Source organism: Paenibacillus antri, from assembly GCF_005765165.1.
Classification (GTDB): Bacteria; Bacillota; Bacilli; order Paenibacillales; family YIM-B00363; genus Paenibacillus_AE; species Paenibacillus_AE antri.
Genome location: NZ_VCIW01000002.1, coordinates 230286 through 248281, shown reverse-complemented (window position 1 = coordinate 248281; position 17996 = coordinate 230286). Strand labels below are relative to the sequence as shown.

15 protein-coding genes and 1 tRNA gene are annotated in these 17996 nt (G+C 60.7%); 4 read left to right on the top strand and 12 right to left on the bottom strand.

Annotation, left to right across the window (positions count from 1 at the left end):
- Window positions 1-21: 21 nt before the first annotated feature.
- The 7 genes from lon to FE782_RS04270 all read right to left on the bottom strand — a co-directional run bounded on the left by lon (window position 22) and on the right by FE782_RS04270 (window position 9929).
- Window positions 22-2406 (bottom strand): endopeptidase La, encoded by a 2385-nt coding sequence (lon, locus tag FE782_RS04300; protein WP_138192816.1) that lies wholly within the window; start codon window positions 2404-2406, stop codon window positions 22-24.
- A 161-nt stretch (window positions 2407-2567) separates the two neighbouring features.
- Window positions 2568-4283 carry an ATP-dependent protease LonB gene (lonB, locus tag FE782_RS04295; RefSeq protein WP_138192815.1) on the bottom strand — a complete coding sequence of 572 codons (1716 nt, stop codon included), beginning with the start codon at window positions 4281-4283 and terminating at the stop codon, window positions 2568-2570.
- A 136-nt stretch (window positions 4284-4419) separates the two neighbouring features.
- Window positions 4420-5532 (bottom strand): flavodoxin-dependent (E)-4-hydroxy-3-methylbut-2-enyl-diphosphate synthase, encoded by a 1113-nt coding sequence (gene ispG / locus FE782_RS04290; RefSeq protein WP_138192814.1) that lies wholly within the window; start codon window positions 5530-5532, stop codon window positions 4420-4422.
- A 90-nt stretch (window positions 5533-5622) separates the two neighbouring features.
- Window positions 5623-6888 (bottom strand): ATP-dependent protease ATP-binding subunit ClpX, encoded by a 1266-nt coding sequence (clpX, locus tag FE782_RS04285; protein ID WP_138192813.1) that lies wholly within the window; start codon window positions 6886-6888, stop codon window positions 5623-5625.
- Window positions 6889-6901: 13 nt separating this feature from the next.
- Complete coding sequence (clpP, locus tag FE782_RS04280; protein WP_138192812.1) at window positions 6902-7492, bottom strand: ATP-dependent Clp endopeptidase proteolytic subunit ClpP; 591 nt, start codon at window positions 7490-7492, stop codon at window positions 6902-6904.
- Window positions 7493-7659: 167 nt separating this feature from the next.
- On the bottom strand, window positions 7660-8949 hold the full coding sequence (gene tig / locus FE782_RS04275; protein WP_138192811.1) for a trigger factor: 1290 nt from the start codon (window positions 8947-8949) through the stop codon (window positions 7660-7662).
- 68 nt (window positions 8950-9017) lie between these two features.
- Window positions 9018-9929, bottom strand: a complete 912-nt coding sequence (locus FE782_RS04270; protein WP_138192810.1) for a hypothetical protein — start codon at window positions 9927-9929, stop codon at window positions 9018-9020.
- Between the two features lie 139 nt (window positions 9930-10068).
- Here FE782_RS04270 and FE782_RS04265 point away from each other — a divergent pair.
- From FE782_RS04265 to FE782_RS04255, 3 genes are all read left to right on the top strand, one after another.
- Window positions 10069-10142: transfer RNA gene (locus FE782_RS04265), tRNA-Arg, on the top strand.
- Between the two features lie 466 nt (window positions 10143-10608).
- Window positions 10609-11280, top strand: a complete 672-nt coding sequence (locus FE782_RS04260; RefSeq protein ID WP_138192809.1) for a hypothetical protein — start codon at window positions 10609-10611, stop codon at window positions 11278-11280.
- Window positions 11281-11354: 74 nt separating this feature from the next.
- The gene (locus FE782_RS04255) at window positions 11355-11783 is read left to right on the top strand and encodes an EamA family transporter (protein WP_138192808.1); all 429 of its coding nucleotides are present in this window, start codon (window positions 11355-11357) and stop codon (window positions 11781-11783) included.
- Here the strand turns inward: FE782_RS04255 and FE782_RS04250 are convergent, their stop codons facing one another.
- A complete protein-coding gene (locus FE782_RS04250) occupies window positions 11784-12638 on the bottom strand; it encodes a S1C family serine protease (RefSeq protein WP_158299252.1) in 855 nt (284 codons plus the stop codon). It lies immediately after the preceding gene.
- Between the two features lie 162 nt (window positions 12639-12800).
- Complete coding sequence (locus tag FE782_RS04245; protein ID WP_138192806.1) at window positions 12801-13145, bottom strand: hypothetical protein; 345 nt, start codon at window positions 13143-13145, stop codon at window positions 12801-12803.
- 264 nt (window positions 13146-13409) lie between these two features.
- On the opposite strand from FE782_RS04245, the gene asnB reads away from it, so the two are divergent.
- Complete coding sequence (asnB, locus tag FE782_RS04240; protein ID WP_138193084.1) at window positions 13410-15257, top strand: asparagine synthase (glutamine-hydrolyzing); 1848 nt, start codon at window positions 13410-13412, stop codon at window positions 15255-15257.
- A 49-nt stretch (window positions 15258-15306) separates the two neighbouring features.
- On the opposite strand, the gene FE782_RS04235 is transcribed toward asnB, so the two are convergent.
- The 3 genes from FE782_RS04235 to FE782_RS04225 form a co-directional block, all read right to left on the bottom strand.
- Window positions 15307-15936, bottom strand: coding sequence for an XTP/dITP diphosphatase (locus tag FE782_RS04235; protein ID WP_138192805.1), 630 nt, complete (start codon window positions 15934-15936; stop codon window positions 15307-15309).
- On the bottom strand, window positions 15929-16699 hold the full coding sequence (rph, locus tag FE782_RS04230; RefSeq protein ID WP_274388704.1) for a ribonuclease PH: 771 nt from the start codon (window positions 16697-16699) through the stop codon (window positions 15929-15931). The genes FE782_RS04235 and rph overlap by 8 nt, the downstream gene beginning before the upstream one ends.
- Before the next feature lie 161 nt (window positions 16700-16860).
- The gene (locus FE782_RS04225) at window positions 16861-17904 is read right to left on the bottom strand and encodes a GerMN domain-containing protein (protein ID WP_138192804.1); all 1044 of its coding nucleotides are present in this window, start codon (window positions 17902-17904) and stop codon (window positions 16861-16863) included.
- Between the last annotated feature and the right edge of the window lie 92 nt (window positions 17905-17996).

Genomic DNA, 17996 nt, shown 5'->3' with positions numbered 1-17996 from the left:
CCGACCTTTCCCCGATCCCCGTCAATGCTGCGGTACTTCGACCCCTTCTTCTTCGGGGCGACGCTCCGCTATAGAGACGTCCTCGAGCGCGGCTAACGCATGCTTAAGCACATCGTCCATGTGGGACACCGGCACGAACTCGACTTCCTGCTTCACGCTGTCGGGGATCTCCCCCAAATCCTTCTCGTTGTCTTGGGGGAACAATATTTTTTTAATGCCGGCGCGATGCGCCGCAAGCGACTTCTCCTTCAGACCGCCGATCGGCAGCACGCGGCCGCGCAGCGTGATTTCGCCCGTCATCGCGACTTCCCGCCGCACCGGCCTCTCGGTCAGCGCCGAGATGAGCGCCGTCGCGATCGTAATGCCCGCGGACGGGCCGTCCTTCGGAATCGCGCCCTCGGGAATGTGGATATGAATATCCTTCTTCTCGTGGAAGTCCGGCGGTATGCCGAGCGAATCGGACTTCGAACGCGCGTAGCTGAACGCCGCCTGGGCCGACTCCTTCATGACGTCGCCGAGCTTGCCGGTGAGCGTCAGCTTGCCGCTGCCCGGCAGCACCGTCACCTCGATATGCAGCGTGTCGCCGCCGACCTCCGTCCATGCGAGGCCGCAGACGACGCCGACTTGGTCCTCTTCTTCGGCGAGGCCGAACCGGAACTTCGGCGGACCGAGATACTCCGGAACGTCCGCGGCTTCGACGGTCACCTTCCGCTCCGGATCGGCTACGATCGTCTTCGCGGCTTTCCGGCATAACGACGCGATCTGCTGCTCCAAATTGCGGACGCCCGCTTCGCGCGTATATTCCCGCACGACGCGCTGAATCGCCTCGCTCTTGATTTCGAATTGCTCTTCCGTCAGGCCGTGGTCCTTCCGCTGCTTGCTCACCAGATGCCGCTCCGCGATGTGCAGCTTCTCCAGCTCGGTATATCCCGGGATGTACAGCACTTCCATCCGGTCGAGCAGCGGCCTCGGGATATTATGCAGCGCGTTCGCCGTCGTCACGAACATGACCTTGGACAGATCGAACGGCGTCTCGATATAGTGGTCGCTGAACGTATTGTTCTGCTCCGGATCGAGCACCTCGAGCAGCGCGGACGCCGGATCTCCCCGGAAGTCCATCGCCATCTTGTCGATTTCGTCTAACAAGAATACGGGATTATTGCTGCCTGCGTTTTTCAAGCCTTGGATGATCCGCCCCGGCATCGCGCCGACGTACGTGCGGCGATGACCGCGAATTTCCGCTTCGTCGCGCACGCCGCCGAGCGAGATGCGGACGAACTTCCTCTCGAGCGACTTCGCGATCGAACGCCCCAGCGACGTCTTGCCGACGCCCGGCGGTCCGACCAGACAAAGGATCGGTCCCTTCAGCTTCTTCACGAGCTTCTGCACCGCAAGATACTCGAGGACGCGTTCCTTCGGCTTCTCCATCCCGTAATGGTCCTCGTCGAGAATGCGTTCCGCCTTCTCGAGGTCCAAGTCGTCTTCGGTCGTCTTGTTCCAGGGCAGCGCCAGCAGCCAGTCGACGTACGCGCGGATGACGCCGCCTTCCGCCGACGTCGCCGGCATCTTCTCCAGTCGATCGATTTCCTTCTCGACCTTCTCGGCCACCGCCTCCGGCACGTCCGTCTCCTTCAGCTTCGCCCGCAGCTCCTCGACTTCCCCCGCGCGGCCTTCCTTGTCGCCGAGCTCCTTCTGGATCGCCTTCATCTGCTCGCGCAAGTAATATTCCTTCTGCGTCTTTTCCATCTGCTTCTTGACGCGCTGGTTGATTTTCCGCTCGAGCTCGAGCACTTCCCGCTCGTTGTTCAGGAAGCCCAACAGCTTCTCCAGCCGCTGACGAACGTCGATCGTCTCGAGGATATCCTGCTTATCCTTGATCTTCAGCGACAAGTGACTGCAGATGACGTCGGCGAGGCGCCCCGGCTCGTCGATGTCCGTTACGGCGGCCAGCGTCTCGGGGGTGACCTTCTTCGAGAGGTTGATATAATGCTCGAACTGCGCGAGCACGGTCCGCATTAACGCGTCGATCTCGGAATCCGCCGTCTGCTGCTCCGGCATCTCCCGAACCGATACCTCGTAATACTCCGCGTTCGGTACGTACTCGACGATTTCCGCTCGGACGACGCCTTCCACCAATACGCGGATCGTGCCGTTCGGCAGCTTCAGCATCTGCCGTACCTTCGAGACGGTGCCGATCTGATAAATATCGTCCTGCGACGGCTCCTCGATGTTGACCTCGGACTGCGTGCAGAGCAAAATCATGTTGTCCTCGATCATCGCCTTCTCCAAGGCTTTCACCGATTTCTCCCGGCCGACGTCCAAGTGGAGCACCATGCTTGGGTATACCAAGAGCCCCCGTAAAGGCAGCAGCGGCAGGCGCCGTCCCTTCGGTTTATTCAAGCCCATCCTGTGGCACCTCCAAGAGACTCTTATCCGTTATCGCTTCACATCAGTAAAATGACTGTATTTCATTCTACCAAACCGCAAATCAAATTACCAATTGACAAGCGGGCAGGAGGGAAGGCTCCGGATGGATCCCGCCGGAGCCTTCCCTCGGGCGTCGCGCCTTACCCTCTCTTCTCCGATGCTTCCGCGTGGAGCACGGACACGGCGTGCGACGCCGACTCCCCCGCGAACGGCGGCAGCTTCGACGCGAACGTCTCCCGCTCGATGCCGAACAAGTCCGCGAACAGCTCGTCGATGTGCTCGAGCGGTACGACGGAGAGCCCGCCTCCGAGCCCCTCGAAGATCGCCTGCCAGTTCTCCTTCGGAATGTACACCCGCGTCGCACCGGCTTGGAACGCCGCTTCCGCCTTGGCGACGACGCCTCCGACCGGCTTCACCTTGCCGTGGATGCTCACCTCGCCGGTCATCGCGACGCGGTTGTCGACCGGAACGCCTAGAATCGCCGAAGCGATCGCCGTCGCCATCGCCACGCCCGCGCTCGGCCCGTCGATCGGAACGCCGCCCGGGAAGTTGACGTGCAGGTCGTAATCATGCGGGCGAAGTCCGAAGCGGCGGAGCACCGTCATGACGTTTTCGACGGAGCCTCGCGCCATGCTCTTGCGCCGCAGCGTCTTCGAGCCTCCGCCGAGCTCCTCCTCGTCGACGACGCCGGTAATGTTGATGCGGCCCGCCCCCTGGGATTCCGCGACGTTCGCCGTCACTTCGATTTCGAGCAGCGTCCCCATATTCGGACCGTATACCGCGAGCCCGTTCACGAAGCCGATCATCGGCTCCGCCGGGATTTTCTTCTCCGGGCGCGGCGTCATTTGACTGGAGCGCGCCACCCATTCCACGTCGGCGGCGGTCAGCTCGCTTCGTCCTTCCGTCAAGGCGACGCCTGCGGCCAGCTGGACGATGTTCACCGCTTCGCGTCCGTTCGTCGCGAATCGCTTCACGACGTCGATAGCGGCCGCGTCGGGCTCCATGCCGACCTTCTTGATCGCGTTCTCTGTAATTTCCCCGACCTCCTCCGGCAGGAGCGGGCGGAAGAAGATTTCCATGCAGCGCGACCGGAGCGCCGGCGGCAGCTCCTGCGGCGTGCGCGTCGTCGCGCCGACGAGCCGGAAGTCGGCGGGGAGACCGTTCTGGAAGATGTCGTGAATATAGCCGGGAATATGCGAATCTTCGGCGTTGTAATAGGCGCTCTCGAGGAAAACCTTGCGATCCTCAAGCACCTTGAGCAATTTATTCAGCTGGATCGGATGCAGCTCGCCGATCTCGTCGATGAACAAGACGCCGCCGTGCGCTTTGCTGACCGCCCCGGGCTTCGGCTGCGGAATGCCCGCGACGCCCATGGCGCCGGCTCCCTGGTAGATCGGATCGTGGACGGAGCCGATGAGCGGATCCGCGATGCCGCGTTCGTCGAAGCGGGCCGTCGTCGCGTCGATCTCCGTAAATTTCGCCTCCTGGCGGAACGGCGAATCCGGATTTTTCTTCGCTTCTTCCAGAATAACGCGAGCGGCCGCGGTCTTCCCTACCCCGGGAGGCCCGTAGACGATTACGTGCTGCGGGTTCGGTCCGCACAGCGCCGCCTTCAGCGCGCGCAGCCCCTCCTTCTGTCCGACGATATCGTTCATCGTCGTCGGCCGCGTCCGCTCCGCCAGCGGCTTCGTAAGCGAGATGCTGCGAAGCTTCCGCAGCTTCTCCATCTCCTTCTTCGATTCCCGATCGACGGCAACCTTGTTCGTCTGTTGATTGCGAAGCAAATTCCAAAAATATAAGCCGATGACCACGGCGAAGAACACCTGCACCAGCACTAAGACGAGGCTCAGCGTCACCGTACGTCCCTCCTCATGAAAAATCTGTTTTGTTACACCTAAGTATTACCTTCCTTAGGCCCCTTCATCCGGTCATTTTGGACAGAAAAAGCCCCGAGTCCGCCATGGACTCGGGGCAACTTCAAGCCGAATCGGCTCAGCTATGCGATTGATGCGTCTTCCGTCCCGGTATTTCTCCCGTACGGTTGTACGCTTCGACGATGACGTCGATTTCTTTCTTCAGCTCGGCGACGAGCTCCGCTTCCGGCACCTTGCGGATCATCTCGCCGTAGCGGAACAGCATCCCCTCGCCTCGGGCGCCGGCGATGCCGATGTCGGCCTCTCGCGCCTCGCCCGGGCCGTTCACCGCGCAGCCGAGCACGGACACCTTGATCGGGACTTTCACCTTTTCCAAATAGGCTTCTACCTCGTTGGCCACCGCGAACAGATCGATGTCGAGCCGCCCGCAAGTCGGGCAAGAGACGAGCGTCGCCGCGTTCGTAATCAGGCCGAACGTCTTCAGCAGCTCGCGGGCGACCTTCACTTCCTCGACCGGATCGGCGCTTAACGAGATGCGGATCGTCGACCCGATACCTAAGTTCAGCAGCACGCCGAGACCCGCGGCGCTCTTCACCGTGCCGGAGAACAACGTGCCGGCCTCGGTGATGCCGAGGTGCAGCGGGTAAGGAATCACTTGCGCCGCCTTCGAATACGCCGCGATCGCCATCGGGACGTCGGACGCCTTCAACGAGACGATAATGTCGTGGAAATCCAATTCCTCGAGGATGCCGATGTGGAACAACGCGCTCTCCACCATCGCCTCGGGCGTCGGATACCCGTATTTATCGAGCAGATGCTTCTCGAGCGAGCCGGCGTTCACGCCGATCCGAATCGGGATGCCGCGTGCTTTGCACGCCGCGACGACCGCTTCCACGTTTTTCCGGCGGCCGATATTGCCCGGGTTGATCCGCACCTTGTCGATGCCGTTCTCGATCGCCTTCAGCGCCAGCCGGTAATCGAAATGAATGTCCGCCACCAGCGGAATGTGAATGCGCTTCTTGATTTCCTTGATCGCATCCGCCGCTTCTTCGTTGTTCACGGTGACGCGAACCAATTGGCAGCCGGCTTCCTCGAGCCGATGGATTTCCGCGACGGTCGCTTCCACGTTGGCCGTCTTCGTCGTGCACATGCTCTGAATGAGCACCTCGTCGCTGCCGCCGATCGTAAGACCGCCGACCTTCACCGGGCGCGTATCTTTGCGATGGTACATTGTCGGTTTCCCCTCCCAAGGGATCTGAATCGCGAAACAAAGGAAGCACCCGCCTTAAGAAGACGGATGCTGTCGAACGCTGCGGAACGCTTATGCGCTCTCTTCCTTTTTGTTCTTCTTGTTGTCCGTCTTCGCGAGCGTCAAGGTCGGCACGATCTTGTTCGCCACGACGTCCTTCGTGATCAAACAATGATTGATGTCCGTCCGCGACGGCACGTCGTACATCACGTCGAGCATAATGCTCTCGATGATGGCGCGAAGGCCGCGGGCGCCGGTGTTCCGCTTGATCGCTTCGGCCGCGATCGCGACGAGCGCGTCCGGCTCGAACTCCAGATGAACGTTATCCATCTCGAGCAGCTTCTGGTATTGCTTCACGAGCGCGTTCTTCGGCTCGGACAGGATGCGAACGAGCGCAGCCTCGTCGAGCGGCTCGAGCGACGTGATGACCGGCAGACGTCCGACGAACTCCGGAATGAGGCCGTATTTCAGCAAGTCCTCCGGCAGCACCATGGACAAGTATTCGCCCGCTTTGAGATCCGCCTTCATACCGTCGGCGCCGAAGCCGATAACCTTCTTGCCGATTCGGCGCTTGATGATTTGCTCGAGACCGTCGAACGCCCCGCCGCAGATGAACAGAATGTTCGTCGTATCGATCTGGATGAACTCTTGGTGCGGGTGCTTCCGTCCGCCTTGCGGAGGAACCGATGCCACCGTGCCTTCGAGAATCTTAAGGAGCGCTTGCTGCACGCCCTCGCCCGATACGTCGCGGGTGATCGACGGGTTTTCCGATTTGCGGGCGACCTTGTCGATTTCGTCGATGTAGATGATGCCGCGCTCGGCCTTCTCTACGTCGTAGTCCGCCGCTTGAATGAGCTTCAGCAAAATGTTCTCGACGTCCTCCCCGACATAGCCGGCCTCGGTGAGCGAGGTGGCGTCGGCGATCGCGAACGGCACGTTCAAAATCTTGGCGAGCGTCTGCGCGAGCAGCGTCTTCCCGCTGCCCGTCGGTCCGACGAGCATGATGTTGCTCTTCGTCAACTCGACGTCTTCGTTCTTGCCCGTGGAGTTGATCCGCTTATAGTGATTGTACACGGCGACCGCGAGCGACTTCTTCGCTTGGTCTTGGCCGATGACGTACTGATCCAGGATTTCCCGGATTTGCAGCGGCTTCGGCACTTCCTTCAGATCGAGCTCTTCCTCGTGACCGAGCTCCTCTTCGACGATTTCCGTGCACAATTCGATGCATTCATCGCAAATATATACGCCAGGTCCGGCGACGAGCTTGCGCACCTGATCCTGCATTTTTCCGCAGAACGAACACTTCAACTGGCCCTTCTCTTCGTTGAACTTAAACATGGTCTTCCCTCCTTTATTTCAAGTCGCCCGGAGTGATCACCTTGTCGATCAATCCGTAAGCGAGCGCTTCGTCCGCACTCATGAAGAAGTCCCGATCGGTGTCGCGTTCGATTTTCTCGTACGGCTGACCCGTATGCTTGACGTAAATTTCGTTCAGCTTGCGTTTCGTCTGGATGATCCAGTCGGCGTGGATCTTAATGTCCGTCGCCTGACCGCGAACGCCGCCCAACGGCTGATGGATCATGACTTCGCTGTTCGGCAGCGCGAAGCGCTTGCCTTTGGCGCCAGCCGTGAGCAGAATCGACCCCATGCTCGCCGCCATGCCGACGCAAATCGTGGATACGTCCGGCTTGATATATTGCATCGTGTCGTAAATGCCCATCCCCGCCGTCACCGAACCGCCCGGGGAGTTGATATACAGATGGATATCCTTCTCCGAGTCGTCAGCCGCCAAAAACAGCAATTGCGCGATGACGAGATTGGCCACGTCATCGTCGATGCCGCTCCCGAGGAAGATGATGCGATCCTTCAACAATCGCGAGTAAATATCGTACGAACGCTCGCCGCGGTTTGTCTGTTCCACAACAATCGGGACTAGATTCATGGTTACCAACCTCGCTTCATGACAGATGGGGTTAACGTTATTTTATCACTTTCCGGGTGCGGTGTCATTTTTGCGGCGACGGTCCAAGGGTAAAAAAGGGGCACGCTTCTGAACTCGAACGTGCCCTTCTTTTTATAGTTATCCTCGTTGTAGCGTCGTTGCTCCGCTTACTTCGTCTTGCTGTTGTCGACCAAGAAATCGACCGCGCGCTTGATGGAAAGCTCTTCGCGGATATCGTCGATCCGGCCGTTCGCCGACAGGATGCCGCGGATTTCTTCGACCGAACGTTGGAACTGCTCGGCCATGCGCTCCAGCTCTTTCTCCAAATCTTCGTCGCTCGCTTCGAGACCTTCCGCTTTCGCGATCGCTTCGAGCACGAGGTTGTTGCGCACGCGCTTCTGAGCGTCCGGAAGCATCTGTTCTCTCAATGCGTCTTCGCTGGTGTTCGTGAACTGGAAGTACAGCTCCAGCGTCATGCCTTGCGTACGAAGACGGCTTTCGAACTCTTTTACCATATTATTCAGTTCCGTCTCCACCATGACTGCCGGAACGTCTACGGTCGCGTTATCCGACGCTTGGTCGACGACCGATTGTTCCTGATGGATGCGGAATTCGCGCTCTTTGCGAGCTTTGATTTTGTCGGACAAATCCTTCTTGAACTCTTCGAGCGTCTCGAATTCGGAGACGTCCTTCGCGAACTCGTCGTCGAGCTCCGGCAGGTTTTTCCGCTTCAGGTCTTGCAGCTTCACCTTGAACGTAGCCGCTTGGCCTTTCAGGTTTTCCGCGTGGTAATCTTCCGGGAACGTAACCTGTACTTCCTTCTCTTCGCCCTTCGCCATGCCGACGACGCCTTCTTCGAAGCCCGGGATGAAGCTGCCCGAACCGAGCTCGAGCGAATGCTTCTCGCCCTTGCCGCCTTCGAACGGAACGCCGTCCGCGAAGCCTTCGAAATCGATGACGGCGATGTCGCCGTTCTGCGCGACGCCTTCTTCCACCGGAACGATCTCCGCGTGGCGCTGCTGCAGACGGTTCAATTCCGCGTCGATCTCTTCGTCCGTCACGTCGTCGCTCTTCGCTTCGACTTCCAGACCCTTGTACTCGCCGAGCTGCACCTCCGGCTTCACTTGCACCTTCGCCGTCAGCTTCATCGGTTCGTTCTTCGCGAACTTCTCGATATCCACTTCCGGACGATCGATCGGCTCGATGCCGGTTTCCTGAAGCGCATATGTATAGGCTTCCGGCAAAATTATGTCAATCGCATCTTGGTACAGGCTTTCTACGCCGAACTTCGCTTCGAAAATTTGCCGCGGGACTTTCCCTTTGCGGAAGCCCGGGACGTTCACGCGGTTCGCGACTTTCTTGAACGCTTTGTTAATCGCCTCGTTGACTTGTTCCGCTTCAACTTCGATCGTCAGTACCCCGACGTTGCTTTCTAGCTTTTCCCAACTCGCCTTCATTCTATGCATCCTCCAAACTTTTCGCCCGAAAATATAACCATGCCATTATAACACATAACCTGTCCAATTCAAACGCGAACCCCCGAGACGTCTCGGAAGAACTTCGCGAGCGAGGCGTAAGCCCCTTCCCACGCCGGCAGCAGCGACTCCGTGATGCCGTAACGGTCCTGCAATTCCTCCGCGCTTCCGCCTCCGTACATCGCGTGCGCCACGGCCGTATGGAGCGCCGAAGCCCAGACGTCGAGCCCCTGCTCGTCCATCTCGTGCATGCCGTTGTACAGCGTCGTTCCATACGCGTAAACTAGAAATTCTTCCCATGTCTGCTTCGCGAACACCGATATCGTCGGGTCGTCGGTATCCGCCATTTCGCGAACCCGATCGGCGACGAAAGGCAGCGGCTCCGGAAATCGGTCCGGTCCGACCGGCGTTCGTTCGATATCGACGGTCACGATTTCCCCGAGCTTGCCGAACGTCGCCTCTCCCTCGACGCCGAGCTTCGCCAGCGTCTGCAGCAGCTTGAAGGCGACGAAAGGATGCACCTGCGGATCGGACAGCTTCTTAAGAAGCTGTCCCGCCGCGCTTTCGTCGTCGAGCAACGCAAGCTGCTCCAACGCGTGAAGCTGCGCTTCGAGCGAGCCGCGGGAGAGCGACTCCAACAGCCGCTTGGCGTATTGCTTGTCGCGAGCCGCCTTCTGCGACACGCGGCTTCGGAGCAAATCCGATTCCGCGATCGGCTCCTCGTCGTCGTCGCCGTCCTCGCCCGCGCGGGCCGCGTCCGGGAATTCGCTCCGCAGCCACTCGAGCAGCGTGCTCCATTCCTCGTTCGTCCGACCGTCGTCGGTTCGGCACGACACGAGAAACTCGAGCGTTCGAATGGCTTCCCCGTACGCTTCCTTCTCCAGCAGTTTCGTCAATTCGATCTGATAATAATCAATGGTTTTCGGGAAAAGGATCAGTTCCCCCCGCGCTTTGCCGTCCATCGGTTCCCCCGGAATCAAAAAATGTTTCTACATTGTAGCAGGTTTCGCGGGGAAATACGAACCGGGATGGAATTCGCACCCACCCATTGCGCGGGGACGTCGGTCCGTGATATAATTTCCGAGTCGCATTTTTTCTTGTGTCCCAGTAGCTCAGTCGGATAGAGCATACGCCTTCTAAGCGTACGGTCGGGGGTTCGAATCCCTCCTGGGACGCTCTTGTTACATAGTCCATCGGGGATGAGTACCTATCGGTTCGCCGGAGCATCCGCTTCGTCAGCCATGGCTTCGCAGTCTCGGCACGAAGTGCCGAGTATCCCTCCTGGGACGCACTTGTTACATACATTGGCCTTCGGAGTCGCGGACTCCGGGGGCTTTTTTGCGTGCGAACGGGAAAACCTCCCTCTAAATTAAGAGTTTCCCCTTCGAATTTTCGTTTTAGCGGGAAATCCTCCCTTTCATCGACCGAAATCGTCCCGACAAAGACGTTTTCGCTCGAATTAGAGGGAGTTTTTCCGGTTCAGGGTTTCGGGAAGCGTTTTCCGTACGAAAACAACGAGACGTTTTCCGCTTCATTATGCGGCCCCTTAGTTTCCTAAGTTTAAGCGGGATATGTAGCGACGTCTCGTCCCATCCTAAAGAGGTACGTCGAACTTACATCCTTCTAAGGAGTGAATTGAACGTGACCCAGACAACGACGCAACCGAAGTCGACTTCCGGCAGCACCTCGAACGTGCAGAAGGTCGCGCAGAACGCCGGCGTGGAAGTAGGAGCGGCCGTCGTCGACGCGGCGATGAAGGTGCAAAGCGCGATGGCCGAGCAGGTTAAGCAAGGGGCAAAAGCCGTGCAGCAGATGGCGCAGCAAGGTTCCAAGCAAGCCCAGCAGACGCTCCAACAGTCTATGCAGCAAGGCTCGACGTCTTCGAGTTCCATGACGTCCGCGACCATGACGAGCTCGACGACTCCGACGGCGGCTTCCGCGACTGCGACGGCGCAGCCGCAAAATACGCAGATGATGGTCGAGCAAATCACGCAGCAGGCGCAGCAAGTCGTCGCGGAAGCCCAGCAGCTGGCGCAGCAAGCGATTCAGCATGCGCAAAGCGCGGTGCAAAAGGCGACGCAAGCCCAGCAAATCCAGACAGAAGCCCAGAAGGTGCAAGGCCTGAGCGCGCAGCAGCTCCAGGAAGCGCAATTGCAGCAGCAGATGCTGGATCAGCAGATGCAAGCCGTGCAGCAGAAGGCGCAGCAAGCGCAGCAGCTCGCCCAGAAGGCGCAGCAGGCGCAGCAGCTGAGCGCGTCGCAGCTCCAATCGGCGCAGCAAGAGCTGCAGCAAGTCGAACAGACGCTGCACTAATTCGTACGCGAACGGACGAAGACGCCCGTCAAGGGCGTCTTCGTACCAATACATATATGAGGTGAACCCGAAATATGGCGCTCTGGTTCATATACGCCCTGCTATCCGCCGTTACGGCGGCGTTCGTGGCGATTCTAGGGAAGATCGGCCTCGAAGAGCTGGACGCCAACGCGGCCACGGCGATTCGCGCGGCCATCATGGCGGCGTTCCTCGTCGGCGTCGTCGCCGTACAGAGCAAGTGGTCCGCCGTCTTCGATATCCTGCATCAGCGCCGGGCGCTGACGTTCATCGCGCTCAGCGGCGCGGCCGGGGCGGCGTCCTGGCTGTTTTACTTCCTGGCCCTGAAGGTCGGCACCGTCTCCCAGGTGGCGCCGATCGACAAGCTTAGCGTCGTGTTCGCCGTCGTCCTCGCGTTCTTCCTGCTCGGCGAGCGCGTCACTTGGCTGAACGGCGCCGGCGTCGGGCTCATCGCGATCGGCGCGATTCTCGTCGCGTTGAAGTGATCACGGCGCGGGCGGCTCGGCCATCCGGCGATGCACCCAATCGATCGGCACCGCGAGCCCGATGCGCAGCTTCTTGCCGTCTCGTTCCATCGAGCTCGTCGCGTAGACGACGCCGATCACTTCCCCTTCTTCGGTAATGACCGGACTGCCGCTGTTCCCGCGGTACACGGGAGCGTCGATCGCCAGCATCGGCGGATCGCGGTCCGGGAGCAGCCCTCGCGTCACTCCTTCGTTCGCGATGCCGTTAAAGAAGAGCGGATTGCCGATAATGTAGACCGGCACGTCTTCCGCGCCGTCGTACGTCGCCGCGAGCGGCAGCGCCGGGACGCCCTCCGCGTCGATGTCGACGAGCGCCAAGTCCACCTCGTCGTCCGACCATAACACCCGCCCTTGATAGACGCTGCCGTCCGAGAGGTGAACGAGAGGCGTCTTGGACTCGTCCACCACGTGGCGGTTCGTCACGACGAGGCCGTCCTCCGACACGAAGAAGCCGGTCCCCTTCGAGCCGCCGGATCGGATCACGACCACGGACTCCTTATATTCCTGGATTTCGGCCGACTGCGACAGCTGCGCGGACACGGTCAAGAACCGCACCGCCGCGAGCGAAAACACTTGCGGCACGAGCGCCATCACCTGCGCGCACACCATCAACGCCAGCACGCCGGCGATAATCTTCTGGAACCGCGGCGACCGGAAAAACGGAGGCGGCGCTTCCCCTTCCTCGTCGGCCGCCTTGAACAGATCGGTCAGTTCCTCTTCCGTGAAATCGCGCCCGTATTCCCGGTCCTTGTAGCCGGTGAAGTCGGTCGGAACCTTGTCCCGCTCTACGTCTTCCTTCTTCTCTTGTTCCGCCAACCTTCGCCGCCCCCTTCGAAAATGCGCTCGGTCCGTCGCTTCGCGAACCTTTTCTACCATTATAACACGCAGTTTCGTCGTCGGGGTTTCGCTAGGGTTCCCGCCGCGCGCGAAAGCGCGGCGAATCGGGCCCGATCCGGCCGGGCGTTCGCCGCGCGAATATTAACCGCCGTAATAGAGCGTATCTTCGATCCGATCGCGAACGTCCCCGAATCGCAGCACCTGCTCCGCGAACGAGCGACGGGTCGTCTCTCCGTCCGAGCCCGCGCCGAACAGCCGATCCATCGCGCTCGGATACGCGTCGTGCAAGTTGTTGTCGTACCAATCCAAGTCGCGATCGTCCCGCTTCTCGGCGACGTTCGTCAGCGCGAAGGACCCGTCCGCCCCTCTCTTGAACGCGGCGATCAGCGGCGCGTCGAAGCCGGCCGCCTTCACTTCGACTTCGGCGAACGTCTCGTCCCCGCTGTACCCGAGTCGAACGAACGACGCATCTTGTATCTCGACCATACGCTTGTCACACCTCTCTTAGGCTTATCCTCCTATAGAATCCCGCAGGGACTTGCATCTTATCCTCGCTCCGCGCATACCTATAACCATAATCCGCTAATGGCACGCTTGAAACCGCCCGACGCGTTCTTCGGTCCTCGAGATTCTCCGTAAGGCAAACGAACAAACGCCGTGACAAAAAAAGGCCCGAGAGGCCTTTTTCTCGTCGAAGGGGACCGTCGGCGGGCGCTTGCGAGACACCCAGGATGGAAAGGGATGAAATCAATGTGTGGAATCACGGGATGGGTCGACTGGAACAAACAATTGACCAATTATCCGACCATTCTTGAAAACATGACGGAAACGATGGGCGCCCGCGGTCCGGACGCCTCCGGCACTTGGATTTCGGGCCATTGCGCCCTCGGACACCGCCGGCTGAGCATCATCGACCCGACGAACGGCGCGCAGCCGATGTATCGGAAATACGGCGGTCACACGTTCACGATCGTATATAACGGCGAGCTGTACAACACGCTCGAGCTTCGCAAGGACCTCGAAGCCCGAGGCCACGTCTTCAAGACGAACTGCGACACCGAGGTGCTCTTAGTTTCCTACATCGAATGGGGCCGGGGCGCGGTCGACCGGCTGAACGGCATCTTCGCCTTCGCCGTCTGGAGCGAGCGCGACCAAAGCCTGTTCCTGTGCCGCGACCGCGTCGGCGTCAAACCCCTCTTCTACTCCCACGCGAACGGCGCATTCCTGTTCGGATCCGAGCCGAAAGCGATACTCGCGAACCCCGTCTTCCAGCCGGAGATCGGTCCGGACGGCCTCGCCGAAATTTTCGCCGTCGGTCCCGCGCGTACGCCCGGCCACGGGGTGTTCCGCGACATGAACGAATTGAAGCCGGGACACTTCCTCGTCTATGATCGCAACGGCATCCGCATGCAGTGCTATTGGAAGGTCGAAGCGAGAGAACATACGGACGATCTCGAGACGACGGCGCAAACCGTCGGCGCGCTGCTGAAGGATACGGTCGAACGACAGCTCGTCTCCGACGTCCCGGTGTGCACGCTGCTTTCCGGCGGTCTCGACTCCAGCGCGTTGACGTCGTTCGCGGCGAAGCATTACGAAGCGAACGGGCTCGGCACCCTGCATACGTATTCGATCGACTACGTCGACAACGACAAGCACTTCAAGTCGTCGGCGTTCACGCCGAACCCCGACCGGCCGTGGATCGAGAAGATGACCGAATACCTCGGCACCGAGCACCACTTCATCGAATTCGATACGCCGGAGCTCGTCGCGACGCTCGAGGACGTCGTATTCGCGCGCGACATGCCGGGCATGGCCGACGTCGACGCGTCCCTGCTGCTGTTTTGCCGCGAAATTAAGAAGGGCGCGACGGTCGCGATCTCGGGCGAAGCGGCGGACGAAATTTTCGGCGGGTATCCTTGGTTTCATCGAGACGACGCGCTGAACGCGAATACGTTCCCGTGGTCGCTGTTCACCGGCGTGCGCGCGGAGCTGCTGAAGCCGGAGCTCGCCGAGTGGATTCGGCCCGTGGAATACGTCGAAGACCGATACGCCCAAGCGCTCTCCGAGGTGCCCCGTCTCCCGAACGAGAAGGAAGGCCGGCTCGGGCGGATGCGCGAGATGTCGTACCTCAACATTACGCGTTTCATGCCGACGCTGCTCGACCGTAAGGACCGCATGAGCATGGCGGCCGGTCTCGAGGTGCGCGTGCCGTTCTGCGACCATCGGTTGATCGACTACGTGTTCAACATTCCGTGGGAGATGAAGATGACGGGGGATAGGGAAAAGGGGATCCTCCGCAAGGCGCTCGAAGGCGCGCTCCCCGACGAGGTGCTCTACCGCAAGAAGAGCCCCTACCCGAAGACGCATAATCCGGCGTATTTGGCCGCCGTGCGGTCGTGGGTCGAATCGATCCTCGACGACAGCTCCTCTCCGATCCTTCAATTCATCGACGCCGGCAAGATTCGGCAGATGGCGAAGGGCGAGACGGACCAATTCGACATTCCGTGGTTCGGACAGCTCATGACGGGGCCGCAGCTGTTCGCGTACCTCGCGCAGGTCGACACGTGGCTGAAGACGTATAAGGTTACGGTAAGATAATATGGAAAACGGCGGCAGGGGACTTCACTCCCCCGCCGCCGTTCTTTCGTTACGTCCGCAGCTTCTCGGCCATCGCCCGTAGCGCTTGTCCGCGATGGCTCAGCCGATGCTTCTCTTCCGGAGTCGCCTCCCCGAACGTCTTCCCGAGCGCCGGCGAGTAGAAGAGCGGATCGTATCCGAATCCGCCCGCGCCGCGCGCCTCGTCGAGGATGAAGCCCTCGCACGCTCCTTCCGCGAACGTCGTCTCGTTCGTCTCGGGATCGTGCAGCGCGAGCGCGCAGACGAAGCGCGCCGCGCTCAGCGCGGCCGCCCCGGGCGCGACGTCTTCGCGCCGTTCGCCTCTTGCGGCGAGCTCGCGCAACAGCTTCTCGTTGTTGCGCGCGTCGTCCGCGTTCTCGCCGGCGTAGCGGGCGGAGTAGACGCCCGGCGCGCCGTCCAGCGCGTCGACGACGAGGCCCGAGTCGTCGGCGAGGGCGGGGCGCCCGAGCGCGGCCGCCGCCGAGCGCGCCTTCTTCTCCGCGTTCGCCGCGAACGTCGCGCCGTCCTCTACGACGTCCGGCGCCGCGCTGTCCGGCATGTCGAGCAGCGACAGCACCTCGTAGCCGAGCGGCGCGAGCATCTCGCGGAATTCGGCGGCCTTCCCCTTGTTCCGAGTGGCGACGACGATCGTCTTACGCATGGGGCGTCTCGCTCGCTTCCGGAATGGCGGCTCCCGCGGCGCCGAGCGCTTCTCGCTGCAAGGCGCGCATCCGCCGGATGCCCTGCTCCGCCACGTCGAGCATCGCGTTCATCTCCTGCCGCGTGAATGGCGCTTCCTCGCCCGTGCCTTGCACTTCGACCAGCTTCCCCGCGCCCGTCATGACGACGTTCATGTCGACGATCGCCTTGCTGTCTTCCTCGTAGTTCAGGTCGAGCAGCACGTGGCCGTTCACGACCCCGACGCTGAGAGAAGCCAGATAATCCGTGATCGGATGCTTACGCGTCTCCGGGATGTGGCCCGACGCCCGCAGCTTGTCCACCGCGAGGCAGAGCGCCACGAAAGCGCCGGTGATCGACGTCGTGCGCGTGCCGCCGTCCGCTTGGATGACGTCGCAATCGAGGGTGATCGTTCGCTCGCCGAGGGCGTGCAGATCGACGACCGACCGCAGCGCCCGGCCGATGAGACGTTGGATTTCCATCGTTCGTCCCGTCAGCTTGCCCTTCGCCGATTCGCGCTGGTTGCGCGCCTGCGTCGCCCGCGGCAGCATGGCGTACTCCGCCGTCACCCAGCCGCGCCCCTGCCCCTTCATGAACGGAGGCACCTTCTCGTCGACGGTCGCGGTGCATATTACCTTCGTCGCGCCGACCTCGATCAATACCGAGCCTTCCGCATATTTATTCACGCCTGTCGTCATCGTCGTCGGGCGTATTTCGTCCCATTGACGTCCGTCGGTCCGTATCATGTTGAGTTCGCTCCTTCTTGTGCTGCGCTTCGTCAGAATCCGCTTCTTCGGGTAGTGTACCAGATCGTTCCGGGAAAATCACTTTTCCAAGACGGAAGCCGCCCCTCGCTACGCGAGAAGCGGCTTCCTTCGAGTAACTTGGTTCTTCCGCTTGCGGAGGATTACAGCTCCAGCGGGTTGAGCGCCTTCGGGCGGGCGACCGGCTGCGCCCCGTAATCCTTGTCGTCGGTGGCGATCACTTGCGCCGCGCCGTCGACCGTAATTTGTACGCTCTTCGCCGGCGTCGTCTCGGTGAGCGACAGCACGACCGCTTGCAGCCCCTCGACCGGAAGCTTCGCCCCGGAACCCGCCAGCGCCGCGTCGAGATCGACGGCGACGTTGTCGCCCGTTAAGCTGACCGTGCTTTCGGCGCTTTCCGTCGGAAGGAAGACGGCTTCGAGCTTGCTCGTGTCGAGCGGGCCCTTGACGAGCTCGGCGACCGTCGCGCTTGCGACGTCGTCCGTCAGATCGATAAGGCGCGTGACCGGCACGTAGTACGTGAAGCTGTCCGCCGTCTGATTGAGGAAGTACAACGTAACCGGCGTCGCCCGGGAAAATTCCACCCCGGAAGCGCGCTCGACGTTGATCCCGAATTTCCGCGAGAGCGGCGCGGCGAGCGGCGTCTTCGCGACCGGCATCTCCTTGAGCGCCTTCCCGCCGACCCACAGCTGCACGTATTCGACGGACGGGTAGCTCGTCATCGCCCATGTAACGCCCTCGAGAATTTGACGCTCGTCCGCTTCGTCGTACGCGAGGAACGCTTCGTTGAAGTCGATCGTCGCCGTCTTCGTCGTCGTGTCGATATCGAGGGAAATAATTTCCGTCCCTTCGGGCAGAAGCGCGGAGAAACCTTCAGGCATCAAGTCTTCGCCCGGACCGCCCTTCACCATATATTGGAGCGTCCGCTTCGCCACGTCCGGCGTTTCGAACGGCAGCTTCACGCTGAGCGGGGCGACGTAGCCGTCCGCGTCGCGGGCGAACAGCGTAGCGTTGAACGAGGTCGCCGCTTCGGCCGACGCGGCGATCGCCGCCCCTTCGCCTTCGCCCGTAAGTTCTTGCGGCGGGTCGATCGGCGTCGATCCGGTCGTGCCGGACAGCGAGCAACCCGATAAGATGCCGACGGAAGCAATGATGCTGATCCAGCCAACTTTTTTATTACGATTCATGGTTCATGAGCCTCCCCAATGAGTTTGTACTATGTATACGAGCCTCCCCCGGTTTTATAACTACTTTTTGTCCCACTCGAAAAAAAGAGTTG